Origin of the sequence: Pokkaliibacter sp. MBI-7, assembly GCF_029846635.1 — a bacterium.
Taxonomy (GTDB): domain Bacteria; phylum Pseudomonadota; class Gammaproteobacteria; order Pseudomonadales; family Balneatricaceae; genus Pokkaliibacter.
The window spans coordinates 1,312,141-1,334,886 of record NZ_JARVTG010000001.1 but is presented as its reverse complement, the minus strand read 5'-3'; the positions used below and the strand labels follow the sequence as shown (position 1 = coordinate 1,334,886).

17 protein-coding genes and 1 pseudogene are annotated in these 22,746 nt (G+C 58.8%); 8 read left to right on the top strand and 10 right to left on the bottom strand.

Annotation, left to right across the window (positions count from 1 at the left end; all coding sequences use genetic code 11):
* Positions 1–17 precede the first annotated feature (17 nt).
* The 4 genes from rho (at position 18) to parC (ending at position 6,248) form a co-directional block, all read left to right on the top strand.
* The gene (gene rho / locus QCD60_RS05990) at positions 18–1,277 is read left to right on the top strand and encodes a transcription termination factor Rho (RefSeq protein ID WP_104152170.1); all 1,260 of its coding nucleotides are present in this window, start codon (positions 18–20) and stop codon (positions 1,275–1,277) included.
* Positions 1,278–1,399: 122 nt separating this feature from the next.
* Complete coding sequence (gene ubiD, locus QCD60_RS05985) at positions 1,400–2,872, top strand: 4-hydroxy-3-polyprenylbenzoate decarboxylase (protein WP_110185904.1); 1,473 nt, start codon at positions 1,400–1,402, stop codon at positions 2,870–2,872.
* A gap of 182 nt (positions 2,873–3,054) precedes the next feature.
* Positions 3,055–3,777, top strand: a complete 723-nt coding sequence (locus QCD60_RS05980) for an NAD(P)H-flavin reductase (protein WP_279783319.1) — start codon at positions 3,055–3,057, stop codon at positions 3,775–3,777.
* A 209-nt stretch (positions 3,778–3,986) separates the two neighbouring features.
* Complete coding sequence (parC, locus tag QCD60_RS05975) at positions 3,987–6,248, top strand: DNA topoisomerase IV subunit A (protein ID WP_279783317.1); 2,262 nt, start codon at positions 3,987–3,989, stop codon at positions 6,246–6,248.
* Between the two features lie 96 nt (positions 6,249–6,344).
* Here the strand turns inward: parC and QCD60_RS05970 are convergent, their stop codons facing one another.
* A complete protein-coding gene (locus QCD60_RS05970; RefSeq protein ID WP_279783315.1) occupies positions 6,345–7,868 on the bottom strand; it encodes a SulP family inorganic anion transporter in 1,524 nt (507 codons plus the stop codon).
* Between the two features lie 275 nt (positions 7,869–8,143).
* Here QCD60_RS05970 and QCD60_RS05965 point away from each other — a divergent pair, with 275 nt between their 5' ends.
* Positions 8,144–8,812 carry an energy-coupling factor ABC transporter permease gene (locus QCD60_RS05965; protein WP_279783313.1) on the top strand — a complete coding sequence of 223 codons (669 nt, stop codon included), beginning with the start codon at positions 8,144–8,146 and terminating at the stop codon, positions 8,810–8,812.
* Between the two features lie 6 nt (positions 8,813–8,818).
* Here the strand turns inward: QCD60_RS05965 and QCD60_RS05960 are convergent, their stop codons facing one another.
* The 6 genes from QCD60_RS05960 to QCD60_RS05935 all read right to left on the bottom strand — a co-directional run bounded on the left by QCD60_RS05960 (position 8,819) and on the right by QCD60_RS05935 (position 17,022).
* On the bottom strand, positions 8,819–9,472 hold the full coding sequence (locus QCD60_RS05960) for a phenylalanine--tRNA ligase beta subunit-related protein (protein WP_279783311.1): 654 nt from the start codon (positions 9,470–9,472) through the stop codon (positions 8,819–8,821).
* A gap of 375 nt (positions 9,473–9,847) precedes the next feature.
* Positions 9,848–10,027 carry a hypothetical protein gene (locus tag QCD60_RS05955; protein ID WP_104154580.1) on the bottom strand — a complete coding sequence of 60 codons (180 nt, stop codon included), beginning with the start codon at positions 10,025–10,027 and terminating at the stop codon, positions 9,848–9,850.
* 113 nt (positions 10,028–10,140) lie between these two features.
* The gene (locus tag QCD60_RS05950; protein WP_279783307.1) at positions 10,141–11,517 is read right to left on the bottom strand and encodes an ammonium transporter; all 1,377 of its coding nucleotides are present in this window, start codon (positions 11,515–11,517) and stop codon (positions 10,141–10,143) included.
* 636 nt (positions 11,518–12,153) lie between these two features.
* Entirely contained in the window at positions 12,154–12,816 is a 663-nt protein-coding gene (locus QCD60_RS05945) for a methyl-accepting chemotaxis protein (RefSeq protein ID WP_279787891.1), read from the bottom strand.
* 480 nt (positions 12,817–13,296) lie between these two features.
* Complete coding sequence (locus QCD60_RS05940) at positions 13,297–15,648, bottom strand: aminomethyltransferase family protein (RefSeq protein ID WP_279783305.1); 2,352 nt, start codon at positions 15,646–15,648, stop codon at positions 13,297–13,299.
* A gap of 3 nt (positions 15,649–15,651) precedes the next feature.
* Positions 15,652–17,022, bottom strand: coding sequence for an NAD(P)/FAD-dependent oxidoreductase (locus QCD60_RS05935; protein WP_279783303.1), 1,371 nt, complete (start codon positions 17,020–17,022; stop codon positions 15,652–15,654).
* A gap of 421 nt (positions 17,023–17,443) precedes the next feature.
* Between QCD60_RS05935 and QCD60_RS05930 the strand changes: the two are divergent.
* Together QCD60_RS05930 and QCD60_RS05925 are read left to right on the top strand one after the other, a co-directional pair.
* Positions 17,444–17,623: pseudogene (locus tag QCD60_RS05930) on the top strand (LuxR C-terminal-related transcriptional regulator); the annotation flags it as partial.
* Positions 17,609–18,271 carry a LuxR C-terminal-related transcriptional regulator gene (locus QCD60_RS05925; protein WP_279787890.1) on the top strand — a complete coding sequence of 221 codons (663 nt, stop codon included), beginning with the start codon at positions 17,609–17,611 and terminating at the stop codon, positions 18,269–18,271. The pseudogene QCD60_RS05930 and the gene QCD60_RS05925, both read left to right, overlap by 15 nt.
* 140 nt (positions 18,272–18,411) lie before the next feature.
* On the opposite strand, the gene QCD60_RS05920 is transcribed toward QCD60_RS05925, so the two are convergent.
* Both QCD60_RS05920 and QCD60_RS05915 read right to left on the bottom strand, forming a co-directional pair.
* A complete protein-coding gene (locus QCD60_RS05920) occupies positions 18,412–19,287 on the bottom strand; it encodes a carbon-nitrogen hydrolase family protein (RefSeq protein WP_279783301.1) in 876 nt (291 codons plus the stop codon).
* Between the two features lie 18 nt (positions 19,288–19,305).
* Positions 19,306–20,673 (bottom strand): APC family permease, encoded by a 1,368-nt coding sequence (locus tag QCD60_RS05915; RefSeq protein ID WP_279783299.1) that lies wholly within the window; start codon positions 20,671–20,673, stop codon positions 19,306–19,308.
* A 260-nt stretch (positions 20,674–20,933) separates the two neighbouring features.
* Between QCD60_RS05915 and QCD60_RS05910 the strand changes: the two genes are divergently transcribed.
* Positions 20,934–21,755: a helix-turn-helix transcriptional regulator gene (locus QCD60_RS05910; protein WP_279783297.1), complete on the top strand. Its 822-nt coding sequence runs from the start codon at positions 20,934–20,936 to the stop codon at positions 21,753–21,755.
* Positions 21,756–21,803: 48 nt separating this feature from the next.
* On the opposite strand, the gene QCD60_RS05905 is transcribed toward QCD60_RS05910, so the two are convergent.
* Positions 21,804–22,634, bottom strand: a complete 831-nt coding sequence (locus QCD60_RS05905) for a glucose 1-dehydrogenase (RefSeq protein WP_279783295.1) — start codon at positions 22,632–22,634, stop codon at positions 21,804–21,806.
* Between the last annotated feature and the right edge of the window lie 112 nt (positions 22,635–22,746).

Below are 22,746 nucleotides of genomic sequence, written 5' to 3'. Positions count from 1 at the left end.
GTCTCTGACTGCAAGTTATGAATCTAACCGAGCTCAAACAAAAACCTGTTCAAGAACTGCTGGAAATCGCCAACCAGATGGGCTTGGAAAACATGGCCCGTTCCCGTAAGCAGGATGTGATTTTTGCCATCCTCAAGTCGCACGCCAAGAGTGGCGAAGACATCTACGGTGATGGCGTTCTGGAAATCCTCCAGGATGGCTTTGGTTTCCTCCGCTCTGCCGACAGTTCCTACCTGGCAGGCCCAGACGACATCTACGTCTCGCCCAGCCAGATCCGCAGATTCAACCTGCGCAAGGGTGACAGTATCTCTGGCAAGATTCGCCCACCCAAGGATGGCGAGCGCTATTTCGCCCTCCTCAAGGTCAGCGAAATCAACTATGACCGCCCTGAAGCCTCCAAGAACAAAGTCCTGTTTGAAAACCTTACTCCCCTGTTCCCCAATGAGCGTTTGCTGCTTGAGCAGGGTAACGGCAGCACAGAAGACCTGACCTCCCGTGTAATTGATCTGATCTGCCCCATCGGTAAAGGCCAGCGTGCTCTGATCGTGTCACCTCCCAAAGCGGGTAAGACACTGATGCTGCAGACCATCGCCAACTCCATCTCGCGCAATAACCCTGAATGTTACCTGATCGTTCTGCTGATCGATGAGCGTCCTGAAGAGGTGACCGAGATGCAGCGTACCGTGCGCGGTGAAGTGGTCGCGTCGACTTTCGACGAACCTCCTGCGCGTCACGTTCAGGTCGCAGAGATGGTTATCGAAAAAGCCAAACGTCTGGTTGAGCACAAGAAGGATGTTGTCATCCTGCTGGACTCCATCACGCGTCTGGCCCGTGCCTACAACACCGTTATTCCTTCCTCAGGTAAGGTACTGACTGGTGGTGTGGATGCCCATGCTCTGGAAAAACCCAAGCGCTTCTTTGGTGCTGCCCGTAACATCGAAGAGGGAGGTAGTCTGACCATCATCGCAACCGCGCTGGTGGATACTGGCTCTAAGATGGACGACGTTATCTTTGAAGAGTTCAAAGGTACGGGTAACGCGGAAATCCATCTGGATCGTCGTATTGCTGAGAAGCGTACCTTCCCGGCTATTAACATCCGTCGTTCCGGTACTCGCCGTGAAGACCTGCTGACCAGCGATGAAGAGCTGCAACGCATGTGGATTCTGCGCAAGCTGCTGGATCCGATGGAAGACGCTGCCGCTATCGAGTTTGTGCTCGACAAGCTGAAGGACTTCAAAACGAATGATGAGTTCTTCCTGTCCATGAAGCGGAACTGATCTGCCGGACAGCGAAAGCAACAGGTACCAATGCGTCGACAGGCGTATACAGAGAGGGTAAGCACTGCTTACCCTTTCGCTTATGTGAACCCATCACGTAGCAACCAGGACACTGTCACCCCATGAAATATCAGGACTTGCGCGATTTCATCCGTGAGCTGGAAGCACGCGGACAGCTCAAGCGCATCAAGGTCGAAGTTGACCCCTATCTGGAAATGACCGAAATCTGCGACCGCACATTACGTGCCGGTGGCCCGGCATTGCTGTTCGAGAATCCCAAGGGTTTTGACATCCCGGTACTGGCCAACCTGTTCGGTACGCCCGAGCGCGTGGCCTTGGGAATGGGGGCCGAGAATGTGGAAGCGCTGCGTGAGGTGGGCAAGCTGCTGGCCTTCCTTAAAGAGCCCGAGCCACCCAAAGGCTTCAGGGATGCCTGGGAAAAACTGCCAATATTCAAGCAGGTCCTCAATATGGGGCCCAAGGTTGTGCGCTCCGCCCCCTGTCAGGAGGTGGTGCTGGAAGGGGATGCCGTTGATTTGCACAAGCTGCCCATCCAGACCTGCTGGCCGGGGGATGCGGCGCCGCTGGTCACCTGGCCGCTGGTTATTACTCGTGGCCCGGCCAAGGAGCGACAGAACCTTGGTATCTACCGGCAGCAGCTGATCGGTCGTAACAAGCTGATCATGCGCTGGCTGGCTCACCGAGGTGGCGCACTGGATTTCCGCGAATGGTGTCAGGCTCATCCCGGCGAGCGATTCCCGGTAGCGGTGGCTCTGGGGGCTGATCCTGCCACTATTCTGGGAGCGGTGACACCGGTACCGGATACGCTGTCTGAATATGCCTTTGCTGGCTTGCTGCGCGGTAGCAAGACAGAGGTAGTGAAGTGTATCGGCAATGATCTGAGTGTGCCTGCCAGTGCGGAGTTTGTGCTGGAAGGCTATATCGAGCCCGGCGAAATGGCTGATGAGGGTCCGTTTGGCGACCATACCGGCTATTACAACGAGGTAGATCGCTTCCCGGTCTTTACTGTAGAACGCATCACCCATCGCAAGAAACCCATCTATCACAGTACCTACACTGGCCGTCCGCCAGATGAACCCGCTGTGTTGGGGGTGGCGCTGAATGAAGTATTTGTCCCCATCCTGCAGCGCCAGTTCCCTGAAATCGTCGACTTCTACTTGCCGCCAGAAGGCTGTTCCTACCGGCTGGCCGTGGTCAGCATGAAGAAGCAGTATCCCGGCCATGCCAAGCGGGTCATGCTGGGCGTGTGGTCGTTCCTGCGACAGTTCATGTATACCAAGTTTGTTATCGTGGTCGATGAAGACGTCAATACCCGTGACTGGAAGGACGTCATCTGGGCGATTACTACCCGTATGGACCCAGCCCGGGACACCGTGCTGATTGAAAATACCCCGATTGATTATCTCGACTTTGCCTCGCCGGTATCGGGGCTTGGGTCGAAGATGGGGATGGACGCGACCAACAAATGGCCGGGGGAAACTCAGCGTGAATGGGGCGAGCCGATCAGGATGGACGACGCCGTCAAGCAGCGGGTGGACGATATCTGGCAGGAACTGGGTATCGATTTAACATAGCCTGCACCATGTATTTGCTTGCATGATCTCTGCACAGGCTCGCTGGCTGTGTAGAATCATGCCACTTGTTAGCAGCGACATGCCGCCAGTCCAAGGGAAAAATGAGCGGATGCGACTGCACACCAGAAGCACACTACCCCGTTGGCCGTGACCGAGGGGCGAAAGAGTCAGAGGAATTGAGAGTGATAAAGCTGGAGTGCCAGATCGTCTGTGTAGACGCCATGAGCGATGATGTGTTTCGCGTGCGTTTGCAGGCACCCGATGTAGCGTGCCCCTATCAGGCCGGTCAGTATGTATTGCTGGAGCTGGAAAGCGGCGAAAAGCCTGCCTTTTCGCTGGCCAGCAGCCCCGTTAACTGGCCTCAGCTGGAGCTGCATGTGCGTGTGATGGCAGGCAATGGCCTGTCTGGGCGAGTTGTCGAGCGCATGCAGGAAGGTGGCAGCATAACCCTTCATGTGGCAGCGGGAGATGCTGTCTGGCAGGCACCGCTGGACGCCGATATTCCACTGATCATGCTCGCGGCCTCAACCGGCTTCTCACAAGCCAAGTCGCTGGTCGAGACAGCGCTGGCAGAAGCGGTACCCAACCCCATCTACATCTATTGGGGAGCACGTGAAGCGGCTGATCTGTACTGGAGCGGTCTGCCTGAACTGTGGGCCAGTCAGCATGCTAATGTGCACTTTATTCCCGTGGTCAGCGATGGTCTGGACAGCGATGACTGGCAGGGCCGGACAGGTCTGGTGCATGAAGCCGTACTGGCTGACAAGCATGACCTGTCGCGTGCACTGGTGTGGGCCTGTGGCTCACCGGGCATGGTCTATGCAGCCTTTGATGCATTTACTCTGGAAGGTTTGCACAAGGCACAGATATTTTCTGATGTCTTTGCCTACGCGCCACGTGACTGAGTAAACCGTATCCTGGCCGGGTTAACAAAGGGCATCCATCGGGTGCCCTTTGCTTTTCTGAAAATGTTGTTCTGAAGAGGCTTCTCCGAAGAAACCGGCAGCCGGCGATCTGAGCGGATTGCAGGAGCAAGGCGGTAAAAGCCTGTTCAAATCCACAGTGGTCACTATACAATGGCCCGGTTTGCAATGATTGGGCAGTGAAGGGGCTTATGACAGATAGCACGACTGATAACAGCTCGTTCGACAGCGGCGGGTTCGAGCGTTTACCCCTTAAGGCATATACCGAGAAGGCGTATCTGGACTACTCCATGTATGTCATTCTGGACCGTGCCTTGCCACATATCGGCGACGGCATGAAGCCGGTGCAACGTCGTATCATTTATGCGATGTCTGAACTGGGGCTGAAAAACAGCGCCAAGTACAAGAAGTCGGCCCGTACCATCGGGGACGTGCTGGGTAAGTTCCACCCTCACGGCGATAGCGCCTGCTATGAAGCCATGGTGCTGATGGCGCAGCCTTTCTCCTACCGCTATCCACTGGTCGATGGTCAGGGGAACTGGGGCTCAGCTGATGATCCCAAGTCCTTTGCCGCCATGCGTTATACCGAAGCCCGTCTGGCGGCCTTTGCCGAGCTGTACCTGAGTGAGCTGGGGCAGGGCACGGTCGATTGGGGCCCCAACTTCGATGGTACGCTGGATGAACCGCTGGTGCTGCCAGCCCGCTTGCCCGGTGTGCTGCTCAACGGTACGACCGGTATTGCTGTGGGTATGGCCACCGATATTCCTCCGCATAATGCCCGTGAAGTTGCCTCCGCCTGCATCCGCTTGCTGGATCAGCCGCAGGCGACTCTGGAAGACGTGCTCACTCATATCAAGGGGCCGGACTACCCTACGGAAGCCGAGATCATCACGCCTCGTCGGGACTTGCTGGACATGTACCGACAGGGACGCGGCAGCGTCAAACTGCGTGCCCGCTATATCATCGAAGACGGTGACGTCGTAATTACTGCGTTACCGCATCAGGTCTCCGGTGCCAAGGTACTGGAGCAGATCGCGGCGCAGATGCAGGCCAAGAAGCTGCCGATGGTCGCGGATCTGCGCGATGAGTCAGATCACGAGAACCCCACGCGACTGGTCGTTATTCCGCGCTCCAATCGGGTAGATACCGATGCGCTGATGAATCACCTGTTCGCGACCACCGATCTGGAAAAGAGCTACCGGGTCAACCTCAATATGATCGGTCTGGACGGCCGCCCACAGGTCAAGGATCTGCTTGGTCTGTTGAAAGAGTGGCTGGTGTTCCGTGAAGGCACCGTACGCCGCCGTCTGGAATTCCGTCTGAACAAGGTCAATGATCGCCTGCATATCCTTGCAGGCTTGCTGATTGCCTATCTCAACATCGACGAAGTGATTGCCATCATCCGCCATGAGGATGAGCCCAAGGCCGAGCTGATTCGTCGTTTCGAGCTGTCAGAGATTCAGGCCGAAGCCATTCTGAACCTGCGCCTGCGTCATCTGGCCAAGCTGGAAGAGTTCCAGATCCGTACCGAGCAGGATGAGCTGGAAGCGGAGCGCAAGCATCTGGAGCATCTGCTGTCTGATCAGGCCGCGCTGCGTGGTCTGATCAAGCAGGAGCTGACCGACGATGCCGAAAAATATGGCGATGCCCGCCGCTCACCGATCAAGGAGCGGGAAGAGGCCAAAGCCTTTAGCGAGACGGACCTGCTGAGTAATGAGCCGGTGACCGTGGTGCTGTCCAAGCAGGGCTGGATTCGCTCCGCCAAGGGCCACGACGTTGATGCCGAAGGCTTGAGTTACAAGAGCGGTGATGCCTTCATGCTGGCGGTCAAAGGCCGCAGCAATCAGCCTACGGTGCTGTTCGATAACCATGGTCGGGCTTACACCCTGGCGACCCATTCGCTGCCTTCCGCCAGAGGGCAGGGTGAGCCGCTGACCGGCCATATCAAGCTGGATAGTGGTGGCCAGATCGTGCATGCCTGTCTGGCTGACGATAAGCACAAGGTGTTGCTGGCCAGCGATGCAGGCTATGGATTCGTAACCGAAATGGCCGAGCTGACCGGTAAGAACCGGGCGGGCAAGGCGGTGCTCAGTTTGCCGAGCAACAGCCAGATGCTGGCACCGGCACTGATTCCGTCCGGGGAGGAGTTGCAGGTGGTGGCAGTCAGTAATGAAGGCCGCATGCTGGTGTTTCCGCTGGCTGAGCTGCCGGAACTGGCCAAAGGCAAAGGCAACAAGATGATCAATATTCCCTCGGCCCGTTCTGAGGCCCGTGAGGAGTTTGTTGTTGCCGTTATGGTCATGCCGAGGACGGCAGTACTGATCATCACTAGTGGCAAGCGTGATATGCGTATCAGGGCTGATGACCTTGATCATTATCGCGGAGAACGCGGACGGCGTGGCAGCATGCTGCCCCGTGGCTATCAGCGTGTGGATGCTCTGGGCTGGGAATAATCCCCCAAAGCGTTTGTATGGTTGATATATGCAGCAGAAAGGGCACCTCGGGTGCCCTTTCTGCTGTTCGGTGTCATCACTGGTAACGTCGGTGGATCAGTCCAGGTCACTGGCAATCTGATACTGCGGATCCTCGATCAGGTTGACCTCTACCAGCCCCTGCGCCTTGGCGTTGAGCAGCGCCCGGCACTTGGTGCTGAGGTGGCGCAGCAGCAGGGTTTTTCCTGCCTGACTGTAACGCTCCACCAGTTGCTCGATCGCTTCCAGACCGGAGTGGTCATATACCCGTGAGAAACGGAAATCGATCACCACCCGGTCCGGGTCAGAGACGGGCTGAAACAATCCCTGAAAAGACTGGGCTGAGCCAAAAAACAGCGGGCCATGCAGCACATAAACCCGGGTATCGCCCTCCAGATGGGCAAAAACCCTGACGTGTTTGGCATGTTCCCAGGCAAAGCCGAGTGCTGACAGGATGACGCCCACCAGCATACCCAGGCTCAGGTTGGTGGTCAGGGTGGTCACGGCGACCAGCAGGGTGACCACTTGTTCGCGGCGCGGCACCTTGCGGACGATCCGGATAAACGCCAGCTCGAAGGTGGAGAAGGCGATCATCAGCATGATGCCGACTACAACGCCGACCGGAATATCATCCATCCACTGGCGGCCGGAGGTACTGAAGTAAATGATCAGGGCCACGGCAACCAGTGTCGACAGGCGGCTGCGGCCACCGTTCTGCAGGTTGATCATGGACTGGCCGAAGTGACCACTGCCGGGCATGCCGCCCAGACAGCCGCTGGCCAGATTGGCAATGCCCTGTGCCAGACATTCCTGATTACTGCGGCCACGGGTGTTGGTGGCTTCATCAGTGACGTTGAGGGTAAACAGCGTTTCGCTGAGGCCGACGATGGCCATCAGCAGAGCGTAGGGCATGACGATGGCCAGCGTCGGCATATCCAGTGGCAGGCTGGGCCACTGCAGGTGCGGTGGGGCTCCCGACCAGGCGGTGACTTCTGCCAGCGTCTGCACATCGATATGGAAGCCGATGCAGATCCAGCTCAGCACCACGATGGCGATAAAACCGGGAGACAGATAAGGCACATAGCGTGGCAGGAAGCGGATCAGCAGCATGGTGACCAGACAGATTGACAGCATGCTGACCAGCGTAGTGCCAGTCATCCAGGTGCCGGATGCGGTCGTGGGGGTATGGAAATAGCCCATCTGCTGCCAGAAAATTTCCACTGTCAGGCCGCAGATGCAGCCCAGCACCACAGGTTGTGGCAGGATGCGGATGAACTTACCCAGCCGCAGTACCCAGGCTCCCAGTTGCAGCAGACCCATCATGATGACACTGGCGAACAGGTAGCGCAGGCCGTGGGTGACGGCCAGATCGGCCATGATCAGCACCAGTGCGGGTGTGCTCATTGCCGCCATGGCAGGGCGACCGCCGAGCAGGGAAATCACCAGTAGCATCAGTGCCGCGCTGTAGAGGCCGGTCAGGGGGGCCAGCCCGGCAGCAAAGGCCAGGGTCATGGCTTCGGGGATCATGGTCATGGCCAGGGTTGTGCCGGCCATCAGGTCCGCCCCCAGGCGCTGTACTCCCAGCCGAATCGGCTCAATCATCAGCATGCCTCTTTATGGTTCCAGACCATGGATTCTAGTGTACCCGGTTCATCTGTCTCAAGTTTGCAGCGGTTGCAATCGGCGACAGCGACCGTCAGCTCTGTGTTGTGACACTGATCTGGCGCAAGCAGGACCGCCACGGCAGTGGCCGGGGTTGTGCCCTTTTCAGTAGCATGAAGGCACGGTCGATCTGAAAGTACTTGGCGATCATTAATCGGTGCTGAGCAGGCTCGGCCTGTTCAGGCAGTATCCCGACTTTTTGCGGTAGAGCATAGATGAGTATTGCCGATGGTCTGATTTCGGGCACGGGCGTGTGGCTTGCCCATCTGCTCTACGGGCTGATGCTGCTGGTGGCCCTGTGGCGTGCGCCCTGGGCAATCCTGCACCGTAATAGCACCCTGCAGCATCTGGTACTTGGTGCCACGGTGCTGGTCATGATGATGTGGCTGCTGCGTGCCGGTATTTCCCCCGGCATGAGTGTGCACTTTCTCGGGGTGACGACGCTGACCCTGATGTTCGGCTGGGAGCTTGGCATCCTCTGCTCCTCACTGGCCCTGCTGGGGATGACACTGATCGGCAAGGAAGCGCTGGACGGCATCAGTATCAATGGCCTGTGCGCGTCGGTGATACCGGCCTGCTGGTCCTACTGGGCCTTGCGTCAGGTTGAGCGCTGGCTGCCGCAGAACTTCTTTGTCTATCTGATCATCGGGGTGTTTCTCAATGCCGCCTGTGCTGCGGCCTTGTCGGGTATCGCCATGATGGGCGTGCTGTGGGGTAGCGGTACCTACAGCTTCTACAAAATCTGGCAGGAGTACGTCATCCTGCTGCCGCTGATCATGCCGCCGGAAGGATTGCTTAATGGCATCCTGATGACGGCGATGATGGTCCATCATCCGGACTGGATCAGAACCTTCGATGCCCGCCGCTACATCGACGAGCAGTAGGCTGGGTTACTTCCCCACCACCAGCGAGTGTGTCGGGCACAGCCGCATGATGTCCTGCTTGAGCTGTTCGGCTACCTCCTGCAGATGCGGCGTAGCGGTATGCTGATGACCCTGCACGATAAACAGCGCCGCACTGGTGTTGATGTTCACTGCACTGAATGCCGCCTGCCGATAATCCATGCGACACAGCACCTGCTGGTGCGCATCCAGATAGGCATATTCTCCTGCCGGTAAGGTGGTGGCTCCGTGGCTGCCGATACCGGTGAAGGATTCGTCGCCGCGAGTCAGGCCCAGTCGTACAGGCAGATGCAGATGCAACAGATCGTGAGCGCCGATGGACAGGCCGGTCACCAGCGACCAGTGATTGTAGAGATCGACCAGCGGTGAGATCGGGCGCAGCTTACCGGTGCGCTGATACTGCTCATGCAGGGCGACCGGAGAAGGGGGGAAGCGTTTGGCGGAGCGGTTGATGCGCTGGCGCAGGCTGAGAAATCCCTGATGCTGCATCTGGCTCTGCTCAGGGTCATAGTGCTGGCAAAGCTGCTGGATATGCTGCTTCAGCTCAGCGGAATAATAGTCATTGGCCAGACCATGCAGGGTAAAGGCAACGGCCTTGAGGCCGAAGTGACTGGGTAGATCGAATACAAAGACAGGATTCATCCTTGGAAGCCTCACGTCAAACCGGTGTCACCCCGGTTACGGGCTTTGCCGCTGGTTCAGTACCAGCTGAGAACGTGTTTGTGATCCTGCGCGCAGCCAGAGCGGGCGGAAAGAGCGGAAGAGGCGCTGCTTACGTAACGCATTCCTAATATCCTTTCAGCACCGTTAGACGGCGTGCAGCGGATCGTGCACAGGTTCTGAGCCCTTCCGCATGTTTCCGCCTCTGTGGAAACGCCAGTCAGGGAGCCTGACTGGCGTTTCCTCAATAAGGCGACTGGAGGAGTCGTTGCACTCCTGGCCCCTGTCTGGCCCATCGAACCTGTTCTCGCAACAGCGAGAGCAGGTTGCTGATCGTACGTCAGGTCTTCCCGGACGCTACTTCTTGGCCTTAGGCATAGGGCTGCTATAGCTATGCTTTTCATGGCGCACGGTCGCCCAAATGGCAAATACCGTGACAGCCACTGCCACCAGCAGTATAAAGCCCATGATGGCGGGTTTGTCGGCGTAGGTGAAAACGGTGCTGGCACCGTCCCAGCTGGTAATCGGACTGCTCATCTTACGACTCCTATCTGTACCCGGTGCAGGATGCTTGCCATGTACCGGGTACTTTGATTTCAGTGCATTTCAGCGTTGGTCACGCAGCTTCCATGATTGCCCTGGCGAGCGGATCAGGCAGGCTTGGCATCATGCAGCTTGTCGTAGCTGCCGGTGTCGCTGCTGGTATTGGCCACCGTGGTGCTGGCACCGGTGATAGCCCACTCGGGATAAGCCTGAGCAGGTACTTCGACCAGATCCAGACCGCGCTCTTCTGCATGAGCAGGTACGCGCAGCACACCCATTTTCTTCATGGCCAGAGAGATGGCATAACCGGGAATGAAGCCCAGCAGCGCCAGTACGATGGCACCACCAACCTGACCGAGGAAGTTCACCGCAGGGGCGCCCTCCATCACGTTGGGATAACCGCCGATGAACAGACCGCTCAGCACCAGACCGGCGAAGCCACCGTAACCGTGCACCGCAAAGGCGCCAACGGCGTCATCCAGCCCTTTCTTGACCATGTATTTCTGTACCAGCGGCGCAGTGGCTGCCACACCCATACCGATGACATAGGCAAAGGGTGGGTAGTAAACGTCCAGGCCGGGAGCAACAGAAACGATACCGATCAGACCACCGGACATCATCCAGAAGGGTTCACGGGTGGTCAGATAGGCACCGATCAGACCACCGGCAAAGCCCATCAGGGTGTTGAAGGCAAAGGCCGACAGGGTAGTGTGCTGACCATAGATGTTGGTCCACTGCTCACCCGGAACATAGATGATGCAACCGCCGAGGAAGCCAAAGAAGCCGACGATAACCAGCATCAGACCGACCACGCTCATCGGCATGGAGTGACCGACGATATCGTTGGCACTGCCATCGGCATTGAAGCGGCCGATACGGGCGCCGACGTTGATGACCACACCCAGGGTAAAGAAGCCCGCCACCGTGTGCACACAACCGGCGGCGCCGACGTCATGGAAGCCCCATTCGGTAGTCAGCCAGCCGCTGGGATGCCAGCTCCACGCCGCTGCCAGAATCCACACCACCGAGCCGAGGATGATCGCCAGCACGATAAAGGCACTCATGCGGGTACGCTCGATGATGGCACCGGACATGATGGAAGCGGTGGTGGCCGCGAACATCACAAAGGCACCCCAGAAAATGCCGGTGGCGTTATCGGTGACATCCGGGCCCATGCTCTTGGCCCAGGGCAGGGCACCGGCCGCACCGGCCAGATCAGGCGTAATGCCGCCGTAGAAGGCGTTGTAGATCCACCAGCCGAAGAAGAAAAAGGTCGGCACGATAAAAGCGAAGGCAAGGATGTTTTTCACCCCGGCGGTCAGGGCGTTCTTCAGGCGTGACGCCCCAATCTCATAGGACAGAAAGCCCGCGTGGATCACTACCATCAGGGCGATACACCACCAATAGAAAATTTCCATATTGATGGTGTCGGACATCTGGAGGAGCTTATGCAACTCTTCCAGGGTGGGAGTAGCCTGGTCCATTACTGAATCCTCTTGCGTTTGTCAGAAATTTCACTGCAGAACGTCTCAGAAGCGTTTTGGTTGAACGTGCTTCCGGATGCGTCTGTTGCTCTCGGTGAATCTGGTATTGCTTAAGGGCGCACTCTTGTTGGAACCTGCTCACGATCTGCTGCGCGTCGGCCTCACAGGGTGGAAAAGAGGTCGGAATGCTGATTCAGGACAACGCCCCGTTGTCACCTTTACCAGGCACTTCCCCGGCCTTTTTCGCCTTGTCTGGCTCTCGCTCGTTATATCGTCAACACCTTCCCGCAAAGCGTGCCTTGGTTCAGTCGATTAGGGTGTCTGTTTTTATTGTGGGTTATAAAAAGTTCTTTATATGAAAAGCAAGTCGTGTGCCAGTTAGCTCATCTGCCGTTGTGCCGCGTGCTTTCACACCCGCACTGTCTTCGCGCTCTGCTGTGCGCGGGCCGCACCATGCTGCTCAGATGGCCTGAATGTTCCTTCAGGCCCTGAAGCGCATCTCATCAGATCGTGTCACCCGGTCTGGCGTGGGTGCGTGAGTACGATCCTTTCCGTACCTGAGCACCTGAATGTGCCCCTTTTCTGTTCAACATCATGGCGATGCGCCTGAAAATGGTTCGCCTGTGGTACACCCGCTCAGTCTCTTTTGTTGAGCATGGTCTGGATTTGCTGCACCGAGTCCTGTGTACGTCTGGCCAGATGACGCACCTCATCGGCCACCACCGCAAAACCGCGCCCCTGCTCACCGGCGCGGGCCGCTTCGATGGCGGCGTTGAGGGCCAGCAGATTGGTCTGCTCGGCAATGCCCTTGATGCCGCTGGCCACCTGCGCAATCTGAGCATAGGTCTGCTGAATGCTGGCCTGCTCCTGATGGCGCATGGCCTCGGCTGATTTCTCATCACTGATGTCGCGCACTGCACCGATCACCCGTACCAGCACGCCCTGCGCGTTCTGCAGGGCGCGGCCACGCTCACGGAACCAGATCTCGCGGCCATCCTTGTGGCGCATGCGGTACTCCACGACATAGGCGCTTTTGCTGCGGTTGGGGTCCGCCAGATACTGGTTGAAAACCTGCATGACCCTCTTCACATCCTCGCTGTTGGCCACGGCAAAAAAGCTGTCCCAGCCATCGGGAAAGTCTTTGGCGCTGTAGCCGATCAGCTGGCGGAACTGTTCTGACCAGCGGATCACATTCCTGGCATGGTCTGCGTCACCGTCAACGACAGTCAGATCCCAGCAGCCCTCGGTCAGCGTCTGTTTGGTCAGTTCCCATGCCTGCTGCTCCAGCTGCCAGTGCATCTGTTGCTGCCCGGCTTCAGCCAGGTGTTCCTTCTGGCGCTCAAGCTGATGCTGCAACTGTTGTTGCTGCAGCCTTGCCTGTTGCAGCTCCTGCTGCAGCTGCGCATATTGCTCCGCGCTGCAGGGGGCGGTGGCGGTCATCTGTGCGCTGCGTCGAAACTGCAGCTGTTCCTGCCAGCGTTGTCCCAGCTGCTCGACGAAGCGCTGCAATTCCGGATGGCGCTGCAGCAGGGTCGTGCTGGTCGCTGCCGGACTGTCATTGATCAGCGAGCGCAGTACACCGGTCATTTCACTGGCCAGCTCGGCAGAGGTGTCTTTGAACCACATCAACGGATACTCCCTGAGACTGCTTCGAGATAAAGGGGCCATGAACTGTCATGCTGCTTTGCAGCAACCAAGCAATTCTCTGGCCAGCTCGCCGTTATCCGTTTCCCGGCTGTATACCCATGTGGCCGATGCGCAGCAGATCGTTAACACGTCCTAACTGCGTACCCGGGACTTATCCGGGTCATAAAACACCGTGCCACAGACCTCGGCACTGATACGTTTCTGCTGACCGTCCAGCTTGCCGATCTGTAACCGGGTGCCTGGCCGGGCATAGCCAGCATCAACCCGGCACAGGGCAATATTGCGTTGCAGTACGGGGGAGCGGGTGGCACTGGTGATCACCCCAATCTGGGCGCGCTGATCTTCGGCGTGTACACAGTCACCGTGGGCAGCGGTCTCATTACCTTCCAGCAGCAGACCGATCAGTTTGCGCTGTGGGTGAGCCTGCCGCTGCTCCAGAGCACTGCGGCCGATAAAGTCATCCTGCTTGGATTTGAGCGGTACGCAGAAGCCGATACCGGCCTCGTAGGGATCGGTCTGATCGCAGAATTCATATCCGGCAAAGATCAGCCCGGCTTCGATGCGCAGCATGTCCAGTGCCTGCAATCCCAGCGGCACCAGCCCCAGTGGCGCACCTAGCTGCCACAGCCGCTGCCATACCGTCATGGCATCCTGCGGATGGCACCACAGCTCATAGCCCAGCTCGCCGGTGTAGCCGGTGCGGGTGACCATCAGCGGGCAGCCGTTATAGTCATCAAGGCGGCCCGTCAGCAGGCGGAACCAGCCCAGCTCAGTCAGCGCAGGCTGACTGCCGGGCGTCCACACCAGCTGGCTGAGCAGCTCACGGCTGAGCGGCCCCTGTACTGCGATATTGTGAATCTGCTCGCTGGCCGACTTGATCCATACCTTCATGCCCAGTTGCTGGGCCTGTTCGCGCAGCCAGATTCCGGCGTAGTCTTCACCGCAGACCCAGCGGAAATTGTCCGGGCCAAGGCGCAGCAGGGTGCCGTCATCCAGCATGCCGCCGTGGGGATAGCACATGGCGCTGTAGACCACCTGACCAACAGCCAGCTTGCGCACATCACGGGTCAGGCAGTAATTGAGCAGCGCCTCGGCATCAGGACCGATCACCTCAAACTTGCGCAGGGCGGAGAGGTCCATCACGGCAACTTTCTCGCGGCAGCCGTAGTATTCCTCGATGGCGCCAAAGCCGTTGAAGTGGCTGGGCAGCCACCAGCCGCGATAATCGGCAAAGTGACTGGTGAGGGTGGAGGTGCCGGGGTGGAAACCGCTTTCGCGGGTCAGCACCGGTTCGGCATCGGGGGTTTTGCGATGGGCCATGGCGATACTGAAGCGCTCCTTGGCTGAGTAGATGCGGATATGAATATCAGTGGGCTGCCAGCCGTTGGCCGGATCGATATCGTCGGGGCAGGAGCTGCTGGCGCAGACCAGATCGTTCATGGCCTTGAGCAGCACATAGTCGCCCGGACGTGACCAGGGCTCATCGAGCGTCAGCTGCTGCTCGGCGTTGATCCCGGTATTAAAGAAGAAGTTGATGGCGGGCCAGCCGGGTCGGCCTTCGACACCATGCCGGGCCAGTGTGCGGCTGAGGTTGTCGCTGCAGTTGGCGTGGCCAAAATAGCCCTGGCTTTCGTAGTAGCGTGCGGTGCAGGCGAGGGCAAAGGTGTCGTGGCGGCCAACGGTATCACGCACGACTTCCAGCATCGGCTGCATGCGCCGGTCGTAGAAGCGGCTGTAGAGACCGGGGCCGGGGTAGGCACTGCTGTTGAGGGTGCGGGTGACGGTCGGGTCAAGGTCGATTTCGCGGCCGCGGTCGAGACCGCGCTGATCAAAGGCAACAAAGTCGGAACACTGCCGCCCGGCCACATCCAGCACCTGAATGTACTGCCCGGCCTGCACCTGATAATCCCGTGCCGTGCCGGGGTGAATGGTGAATTCATCCACCACCTCGGCCAGCGGTTCAGGCAGGGAGGGCAGCCACAGTGCAGAGGGATGGGCGCGCTGGATGATCAGCTGCAGCTCGCTGGCGCGTTGCTGCTGGTTGACGTGTTCTGCACTGCCGGGCGCGGCCACCAGCACGGTGACGGGGTGTTCTGCCTGCAGGGTTTGCTGGCTGCCCGCGGTTTGTTCAGCGGGCCACAGTAAGGTGCCCTGTGGCAACTGTGCTGGCTGCAGCTGATGCCGGGCCAGTCGTCGCTGCCAGTCACGGTCGGCCTGCGCCCGCTGCTGCAGCGTTTGGGGGATGTAGGTGGCAGCGGCGTTCGGTGCCAGACCGAGACAGGCCAGCGCCTGCTGCCCCTGTTCATCCACCGCTATCAGCTCCGCTGCCTGCAAGCCTTCGACATCAATGACGGTCAGGCGGTCACCGGCGGCCAGCGCCACGATGGTGACGCCGGCAGGGGCCACCCGGTGGTATTCGACACCGGGAGCGCGGGCAAAGAGGGCAGGCTCCCGTGGCCGGGAGATAACAGGAGGCAGCATCATGGTTCAGCCTGCCTTCTTGATCTGCTGCGGGCCGGGGGCCAGATAGGCTTCGAGGGAATCATCCAGTGCCTCCAGCCACGGCGTGTGGTGAGCCACAGCCAGGGTGCCGGTCATCAGCGAACGATAGCTCTTGTTGCGGTAGCCCATGATGTCTTCGTATTTGTCGTGCTTCCATTCCAGAAAGGTCTGGTTCACGGCGGCGATGTCGAAGCTGGGGTAATCGGTGGCGTCGATCAGCTCCTGAATATAGGCGCCCTGGTATTCAAACATCTGCTGGGCGGTTTCCAGCTGCTCTTCCCGTGCCCGCCATTGCAGGTTTTCACTGTGCATGCTGGTCTGCCCGGGCAGCGCAATCCGCTGCAGAATCACATCGCGGGCATACCAGGCCTGCGCATCAAACATGTTGAATGAGTACCACTGATCCTGCATGCCGAGGTACATCAGCTGCGGATTGCTCTCCCAGAAGATGCCCTTGTACAGGTTCAGCGGCCACAGACGGTTATTGGTCTTAAGACACAGCTCATCAGGCAGGAAGGGGAAGTGATGCTGGTAGCCGGTGCAGAGAATCACCGCGTCAATATGCTTCTGGCTGCCATCAGCGAAGTAGGCGGTATTGCCATCGACCTTCTGCAGCAGCGGCTTTTCTTCCCAGTTGGCAGGCCACTGGTAGCCCATCGGCGCGCTGCGGTAGCAGCTGGTGATGGAGCGCGCGCCGTACTTGTAGCACTGCGAGCCAATGTCTTCGGCGGAATAGCTGCCGCCGACGATCAGCACATCCTTGCCCTTGAACTCCAGCGCATCGCGGAAGTCGTGGGCGTGCAGCACGCGGCCGCCAAAGGTTTCAAAGCCGGGGAAGAACGGTACGTTGGGCGTGGAGAAGTGGCCGCTGGCGACGACCACATAGTCGAAGGTCTCGCTGTACTGGGCGTCCTGGCTGTAGTCCTGCACGGTGACGCTGAACAGCTGGCTGGCGGCGTCATAGCTGATCTGCCGTACCGCGGTATTGAAGCGGATGTAGTCACGTACACCGGCCTTCTCTACCCGTCCCTTGATGTAATCCCACAACACGGCGCGGGGAGGATAAGAGCCGATGGGGCGGCCAAAGTGCTCATCGAAGGTGTAGTCGGCAAACTCCAGACACTCCTTCGGGCCGTTGGACCAGAGGTAGCGATACATGCTGCCGTGCACCGGTTCGCCGTTTTCATCCAGGCCGGTACGCCAGGTGTAGTTCCACATGCCACCCCAGTCTTTCTGCTTCTCGAAACAGACGATGTCGGGGATCTCAGCACCCTTGTCCTTGGCTGACTGGAAGGCTCGCAGCTGTGCCAGACCGGAAGGGCCGGCGCCGATAATGGCCACGCGTTTGCTCATCATCCTCTCCTCTCGTTGTTGTCAGAATCTGTGCTCAACAGGTGTGATATGCCTTTTAACCTATTACAGCCGCGCCGCTGGCGAACTCGGCTGGAGGAGATAGACCATTAGGGGGAGAGCAGGCCTTTGCCTGTTGCCGTCAACATGCACCAGAAGCAGGCCACATCAGCACTGGCGCGTCTGATTTCAGGGCATGGTCGGGAGAAGGAAGGGGATCGTTATTTTTCTTTTCAGGAAAGTTACTTTCTTATCAATAAGATAAAACGCAGTTGAAGCGATCAGCGGGAGCGGCATGGAAGTTGCTGAACAGCTCTATTCAGCCCGGACATAACGCTGCCGCGGAGGGACGATGACCGCTGCCCATTCCAGCCTTTACAGCAAGCCCGTCAGCCATGCCGTACCCACCCGGCAGGCGGAGGAGCATCTGACCGAACGTGAACGCCAGACCCTGTCGCTGATCGCCGAAGGCCTGAGCAACAAGCTGATTGCCCGACGGCTGGGGATCAGTGATGGCACGGTGAAAATCCATGTGCGTCACCTGCTCGGCAAACTCAATCTGGGCTCCCGTCAGGCGCTGGCTGCCTGGGCTTTGCAGGCCGGACTGTCTCGTGCTGCGCGGGTACCGCGTTATCTGGATGCGGTCAGTTTGACTGAGCGTGAAGCTCAGACGCTGTCACTGATTGCCGATGGTCACAGTAATCGCGTCATTGCTGACAGGCTGGGGATCAGTGATGCCACGGTGAAAACCTACGTCAGCCACCTGCTGTTGAAGCTGGAGGTGCATTCCCGCCTGGAACTGGTCAGTGCTGCTCATCAGCTGGGACTGGCAGGCCATCACCCGCGCGACGCGTTCAGCCCGCCACCGTTGGATACCCTGATGCAGGCGCTGCCGGTCATGCTCTATCGCTGTCACAACAACCGGTTGTGGAGCATGGAGTATGTCAGCCCCGGTTGCCTGAACCTGACCGGCTATCAGCCGGAACATCTGGTGGCAGATCAGCGGCTGGCCTATAACTCGCTGATTCATCCTGATGACCGCGAGCTGGTATGGCGAGCGGTGCAGAGTGGCCTGCGGCGGCATCTGCCGATCAGTGTCGCATACCGGGTACGCTGTCTGGACGGTCAGGAAAAAACCGTGCAGGAACATGCCTGCGGAGTCTATTCCGCTAGTGGTGAAGTGCTGGGCATTGAAGGGCTGATTGTGGAGAAACTGCTGCAACCCGTTGCGTCAGCTCAGGCCTTTCCGGCCTAGGCCGCCTGTTTCCGCTGCGCAAAGCCTGACTGACTACTTTAAAAAAACACCCCGGCAACCGCGCAAAGCCGCTGTCGGGGTGGGGTAAACACTTGATTGATGAGAGAGGGACACTGGCGAAAGGGGCGCCCAGTGGCACCTCAACGCTGGCGAAAATCCATCCGCCCCTGATAGACCGGTAGCTCCAGCACCGGATCGCCTTCCCGACGCTGATCCCAGACCCGATTCAGGCCGACGGTGCCGAAGGTGCGCACCCGGCTGACTTCATCGAGATTGAGTACATCGGTCAGAATGCCCTGTCCGGCTCCGGCCATGCTGGCGCGTACCCGACCTTCCGGGTCAACAATCAGGCTCTGGCCCATACCGTGGGGTTCAGCGGTATTGGCGCTGACCACATAGACCTGATTGAAGATGGCGTTGGCACGCACCAGCACCTGTTCCTGAGCTCGGTCGCAGGTGGTGGTCGCGGCCTGATTGATGATCACCTCAGCCCCCATCCATGCCAGCTGCCGCGCCACTTCAGGGAACCAGATGTCGTAGCACACGGCGAGGCCAAGCCGGCCAATCCCGGGAATGTCGAATACCGAGAACTCCTTACCCGGTTGGTAAGGCTCGAACGGCCGCCAGGGGAAACACTTGCGGTAGGCGGCCACCCGCTCGCCGGTCGGTGAATAGACCGGCGCGGTGTTGTACAGATGGCCATCTTCGCCCCGCTCACACAGAGTGCCGGGCAGCAGCCAGATGCCCAGTTTAGCGGCGATCTGTGCCAGCCGCTGGCCACGCGGGCCGTCAATCGGCTCGGCGGCACTTTCCAGCTGTGCTTTGCGTTGCTCGGGGGTACCACTGATAGCGCTGAGGTGGATCTCCGGATAAACCACCATGCGTGGCTGTGTGAACTCCGGCCCGAAATCACTCAGGTAGGTAGCCACTTCATGCTCGAAGGCATCCAGCGCATGGGCATCATCCGCAGCGCGGCAGGGCGACTGCACCAGCAGCAGGGGAAGGTATCTCGACATTCTGCTTCTCGCTTGTTATCAGGCTGTTTCTGCTGCCAGCGGCGCAGGCGCAGGGTGTTCGTCACCGAAGTCCACTTCGGGTGGCTGACGGCTAAACATCTTGGTCAGGAAGGCCAGCTGGACTGCGCCGATGGCCAGCCAGATCAGGCCCAGAATCACGGCATGCTCATCCAGTCGGGTCAGCAGCCACAGGTTGACGAGGGCGCCGGTCAGCGGCACCAGCACGCCTTTGGCAAAGCCACATTCAGTGCGGGTGGTGCTGTCTTTGTAATACATGAAGATCACCGACAGGTTGACCATCACGAAGGCGATAAAGGCACCAAAGTTGATAAAGGACGCGGCGGACAGCACATCGAGGAACAACGCGATGATGCCGATGGCGCCGGTCAGGACAATGCTGAACACCGGTGTCTGAAAGCGCTGGCTGAGGGTGCCGAACAGTTTGCGTGGCAGCACCGCATCACGTCCCATGGCATAGAGCAGACGCGAGGCGCTGGCCTGCGCCGCAATACCTGAGGTGAACTGTGCCAGTACCATACCGGCCAGAAAGAGGGCGCCAAACAGGTCAGAGCCAATGGCTTTGGCGATCTCAAAAGCGGCGGAGTCGGCATCACTGAAGCTGCCGCCCGGATGCACCAGCTGCGTGGTGTAGCCGACCAGTACGTAAATGGCGCCGCCAAGGATGGCTGTCAGCATCACCGCACGGGGGATGGTGCGTTTGGGCTCGATGGTTTCTTCCGTCAGGGTGGTGACCGCATCAAAGCCGAGGAAGGAATAGGCCGCGACGGCGGCACCGGCAGCAATGGTGGAGAAACTGGAGTCGGCATTGAAGAACGGCGCCATGCTGAACAGCGCGGTGGTGCCGCCTGTACCGACGATATGACGCAGCGACAGCAGCACGAAAAACACGATGACCAGCACCTGAAACACCATCAGCAGCGAGTTGATTCTGGCCGCCAGTTTGATGCCGTAGACGTTGAGTACCGTGGTGATCAGGATAAAACCAAGCAGGAAGACCCAGCTGGGGACGGTCGGGAAGCTGGCGCCAAGATAGGCCGCCCCGATCAGCCAGATCACCATGGGCAGGAAGAAGTAATCGAGCAGAATACCCCAGCCGACCATAAAGCCGATGCGTGCATCAATGCTCTTGCGTACGTAGGTGTAGGCCGAGCCTGAGACCTGATAGGTACGGGCCATGACGCCGTAGCTGTAGGCTGTGAACAGCATGGCAATGGTCGTGATGATATAGGCAGTGGGCACGGCACCCTGAGTCGTGCTGGCAACGACCCCGAAGGTACCGAGCACAATCAGTGGGGTCATGTAAGCAAGTCCGAACAGCACCACCGCTTTCAGGGTGAGCGTCCGCTGTAGCTGTATGTCAGGCATAACCTTTCTCCAAAACAATTTCTGATGCGTGGTAAACAGCACCGCGTGGCCGCGGTTTGACTCAGCAAAATTATTTGGAAGGATTTCAGCCCCGATCACAGGGAACGAAAATCATCCGTTTTTATTTGAGGGTCGACGTTTTTCGCTAGCGTTTTCGTTCATCGACTTCACAGGTAGACTGAAACAGTCATGAAACAGTCTTAAAAAACGGTAATTCCTGCGCGCCAAAGCGTATATAACCCCAGAGTGGTATGGAGTACATGCAGCATTCTCCCGTAGGCGGGCCTCATCATGACCAGGCGCTGGCCGCTGCCATCCGGGCACTGGGCCGCCCTGACTTTCCCGCAGCCTTCGCCTGCCTTGCCCGCCAGTTGCTGGCGTTCGATAACCTGATCCTGATCGTCTATCACGGTGAACAGCGCCCGGCGGTGCTCTATCGCGAGTTCACTGACCCGGTGGTGTATCTGCCCATGGACAGTGAATATCTGGGCAGTGCCTATCTGCTGGATCCGTTCTATCACGAGCATCTGCGGGGTGGTGTGGAAGGGGTGCGACGACTGGTCGATGTGGCGCCAGATCACTTCAGCCGCACCCAGTATTTCAAGACCTATTACGAGCAGACCACGCTGCTGGATGAAATTGCGGTATTTGCCGGGTTGGGGGAGGGGATGACTATCACCGCCTGTTTTGGCCGTGATCGTTCCAGCGGCGTGCCTTATAGCGAGGAGGATATTCACGCCATGACTGCCTGTGAGCAGATGCTGACGGCGCTGATCGCCCGGCACTGGCATGACTATCAGCCCGTCGTGGCCAGCCGCCCGTCAGGCTCGCCCCTGAGCGAGCGCCTGCGTGACGAGCTGGAGCTAAAGCACCAGATCAGGCTCAGCCCGCGACAGGCCGAGGTAGCGCTGTTTATCCTGCGTGGCCACTCGTCGGTGTCCATCGGGCTGCATCTGGATGTCAGCCCGCAGACGGTGAAGGTGTTCCGCCGTCAGCTGTATGCCCGCTGTGGTATTTCCACCCAGGCCGAGCTGTTCGCCATGATGATGCCGATTTTCTCGCGGCTGACGGCAGGCGACTGACCCGCTCAGCATCAGAGCGGGCCGATGATGCGTCCCCTGAACAGGCGATTAACCGTGCTGGCTGATAATCGGGTTGAGCCAGGGCCGCAGGCCGCCAAGGGTGTAGCCACCGTCAACGGTCAGACACTGGCCGGTGACAAAGCGGGCATCGTCAGACAACAGCCACAGCACCGCGTCGGCCACCTCTTCCGGCGTACCGATGCGGGCCAGCGGCGTATGGCGGATAAAGGGGCGCTGGCTGGCCTCTGAAGACAACACCCCCTCCGCCATCGGCGTGGCGATAATGCCGGGGCAGACATTGTTGACCCGGATCTGATGGGCTCCAGCCTCCACCGCCACGGTCCGCATCAGGCCATCCAGTGCGCTCTTGCTGGCGGCATAGGCGGCAATGCCGGGCATCGCCCCCTGCGCCGTCCACGATGAGGTATTGACGATAGCACCGGCGACTCCCTGTTTGCGCATGGCGTCGATCTGATACTTCAGACAGCAGAAGACGCCACGCAGATTGGTGGCGATGATGTGGTCAAAATCTTCCAGAGAGAAGGCCTCGATGGGGGCAAAGGTGCCGAGGGTGCCAGCATTGTTCCAGGCCAGATCAAGCTGGCCAAAATGCTGCACCGTCCGCCTGATCATCGTTTTGACCTGAGCTTCGTCACTGACATCAGTGGCAATCGCCAGCGCGCGGCCACCTTCAGCCGTAATGGCACTGACCACCTGTTCCAGCTCGGCAGTGCGTCGCCCGGCGACCACCACCTGAGCCCCTTCCCGCCCAAAGCGTAATGCCGCCGCCTTACCCATACCGCTGCCACCACCGGTGATCAGTACGGTCTTGCCACTGAAGCGTGAAGGAATGTGTGTGGAACTGGAAGTGGATTGCATGGTGTGACCTCGTTAGCTTGTTAGCGTTCGTTAAAGTGAACGTCGTTTCGGGGAGGTCTTATTATTGGCTGACAGTCAGAAGAGATAACGAGGAGGCTGGTTGGTTGATTCT

Coding starts and splice junctions, on each gene's coding strand:
- rho (WP_104152170.1), top strand. CDS start 18: ATGAATCTAACCGAGCTCAAACAAAAACCTGTTCAAGAACTGCTGGAA.
- ubiD (WP_110185904.1), top strand. CDS start 1,400: ATGAAATATCAGGACTTGCGCGATTTCATCCGTGAGCTGGAAGCACGC.
- parC (WP_279783317.1), top strand. CDS start 3,987: ATGACAGATAGCACGACTGATAACAGCTCGTTCGACAGCGGCGGGTTC.
- QCD60_RS05970 (WP_279783315.1), bottom strand. CDS start 7,868: ATGATTGAGCCGATTCGGCTGGGAGTACAGCGCCTGGGGGCGGACCTG.
- QCD60_RS05965 (WP_279783313.1), top strand. CDS start 8,144: ATGAGTATTGCCGATGGTCTGATTTCGGGCACGGGCGTGTGGCTTGCC.
- QCD60_RS05960 (WP_279783311.1), bottom strand. CDS start 9,472: ATGAATCCTGTCTTTGTATTCGATCTACCCAGTCACTTCGGCCTCAAG.
- QCD60_RS05955 (WP_104154580.1), bottom strand. CDS start 10,027: ATGAGCAGTCCGATTACCAGCTGGGACGGTGCCAGCACCGTTTTCACC.
- QCD60_RS05950 (WP_279783307.1), bottom strand. CDS start 11,517: ATGGACCAGGCTACTCCCACCCTGGAAGAGTTGCATAAGCTCCTCCAG.
- QCD60_RS05945 (WP_279787891.1), bottom strand. CDS start 12,816: ATGCACTGGCAGCTGGAGCAGCAGGCATGGGAACTGACCAAACAGACG.
- QCD60_RS05940 (WP_279783305.1), bottom strand. CDS start 15,648: ATGATGCTGCCTCCTGTTATCTCCCGGCCACGGGAGCCTGCCCTCTTT.
- QCD60_RS05935 (WP_279783303.1), bottom strand. CDS start 17,022: ATGATGAGCAAACGCGTGGCCATTATCGGCGCCGGCCCTTCCGGTCTG.
- QCD60_RS05920 (WP_279783301.1), bottom strand. CDS start 19,287: ATGTCGAGATACCTTCCCCTGCTGCTGGTGCAGTCGCCCTGCCGCGCT.
- QCD60_RS05915 (WP_279783299.1), bottom strand. CDS start 20,673: ATGCCTGACATACAGCTACAGCGGACGCTCACCCTGAAAGCGGTGGTG.
- QCD60_RS05910 (WP_279783297.1), top strand. CDS start 20,934: ATGCAGCATTCTCCCGTAGGCGGGCCTCATCATGACCAGGCGCTGGCC.
- QCD60_RS05905 (WP_279783295.1), bottom strand. CDS start 22,634: ATGCAATCCACTTCCAGTTCCACACACATTCCTTCACGCTTCAGTGGC.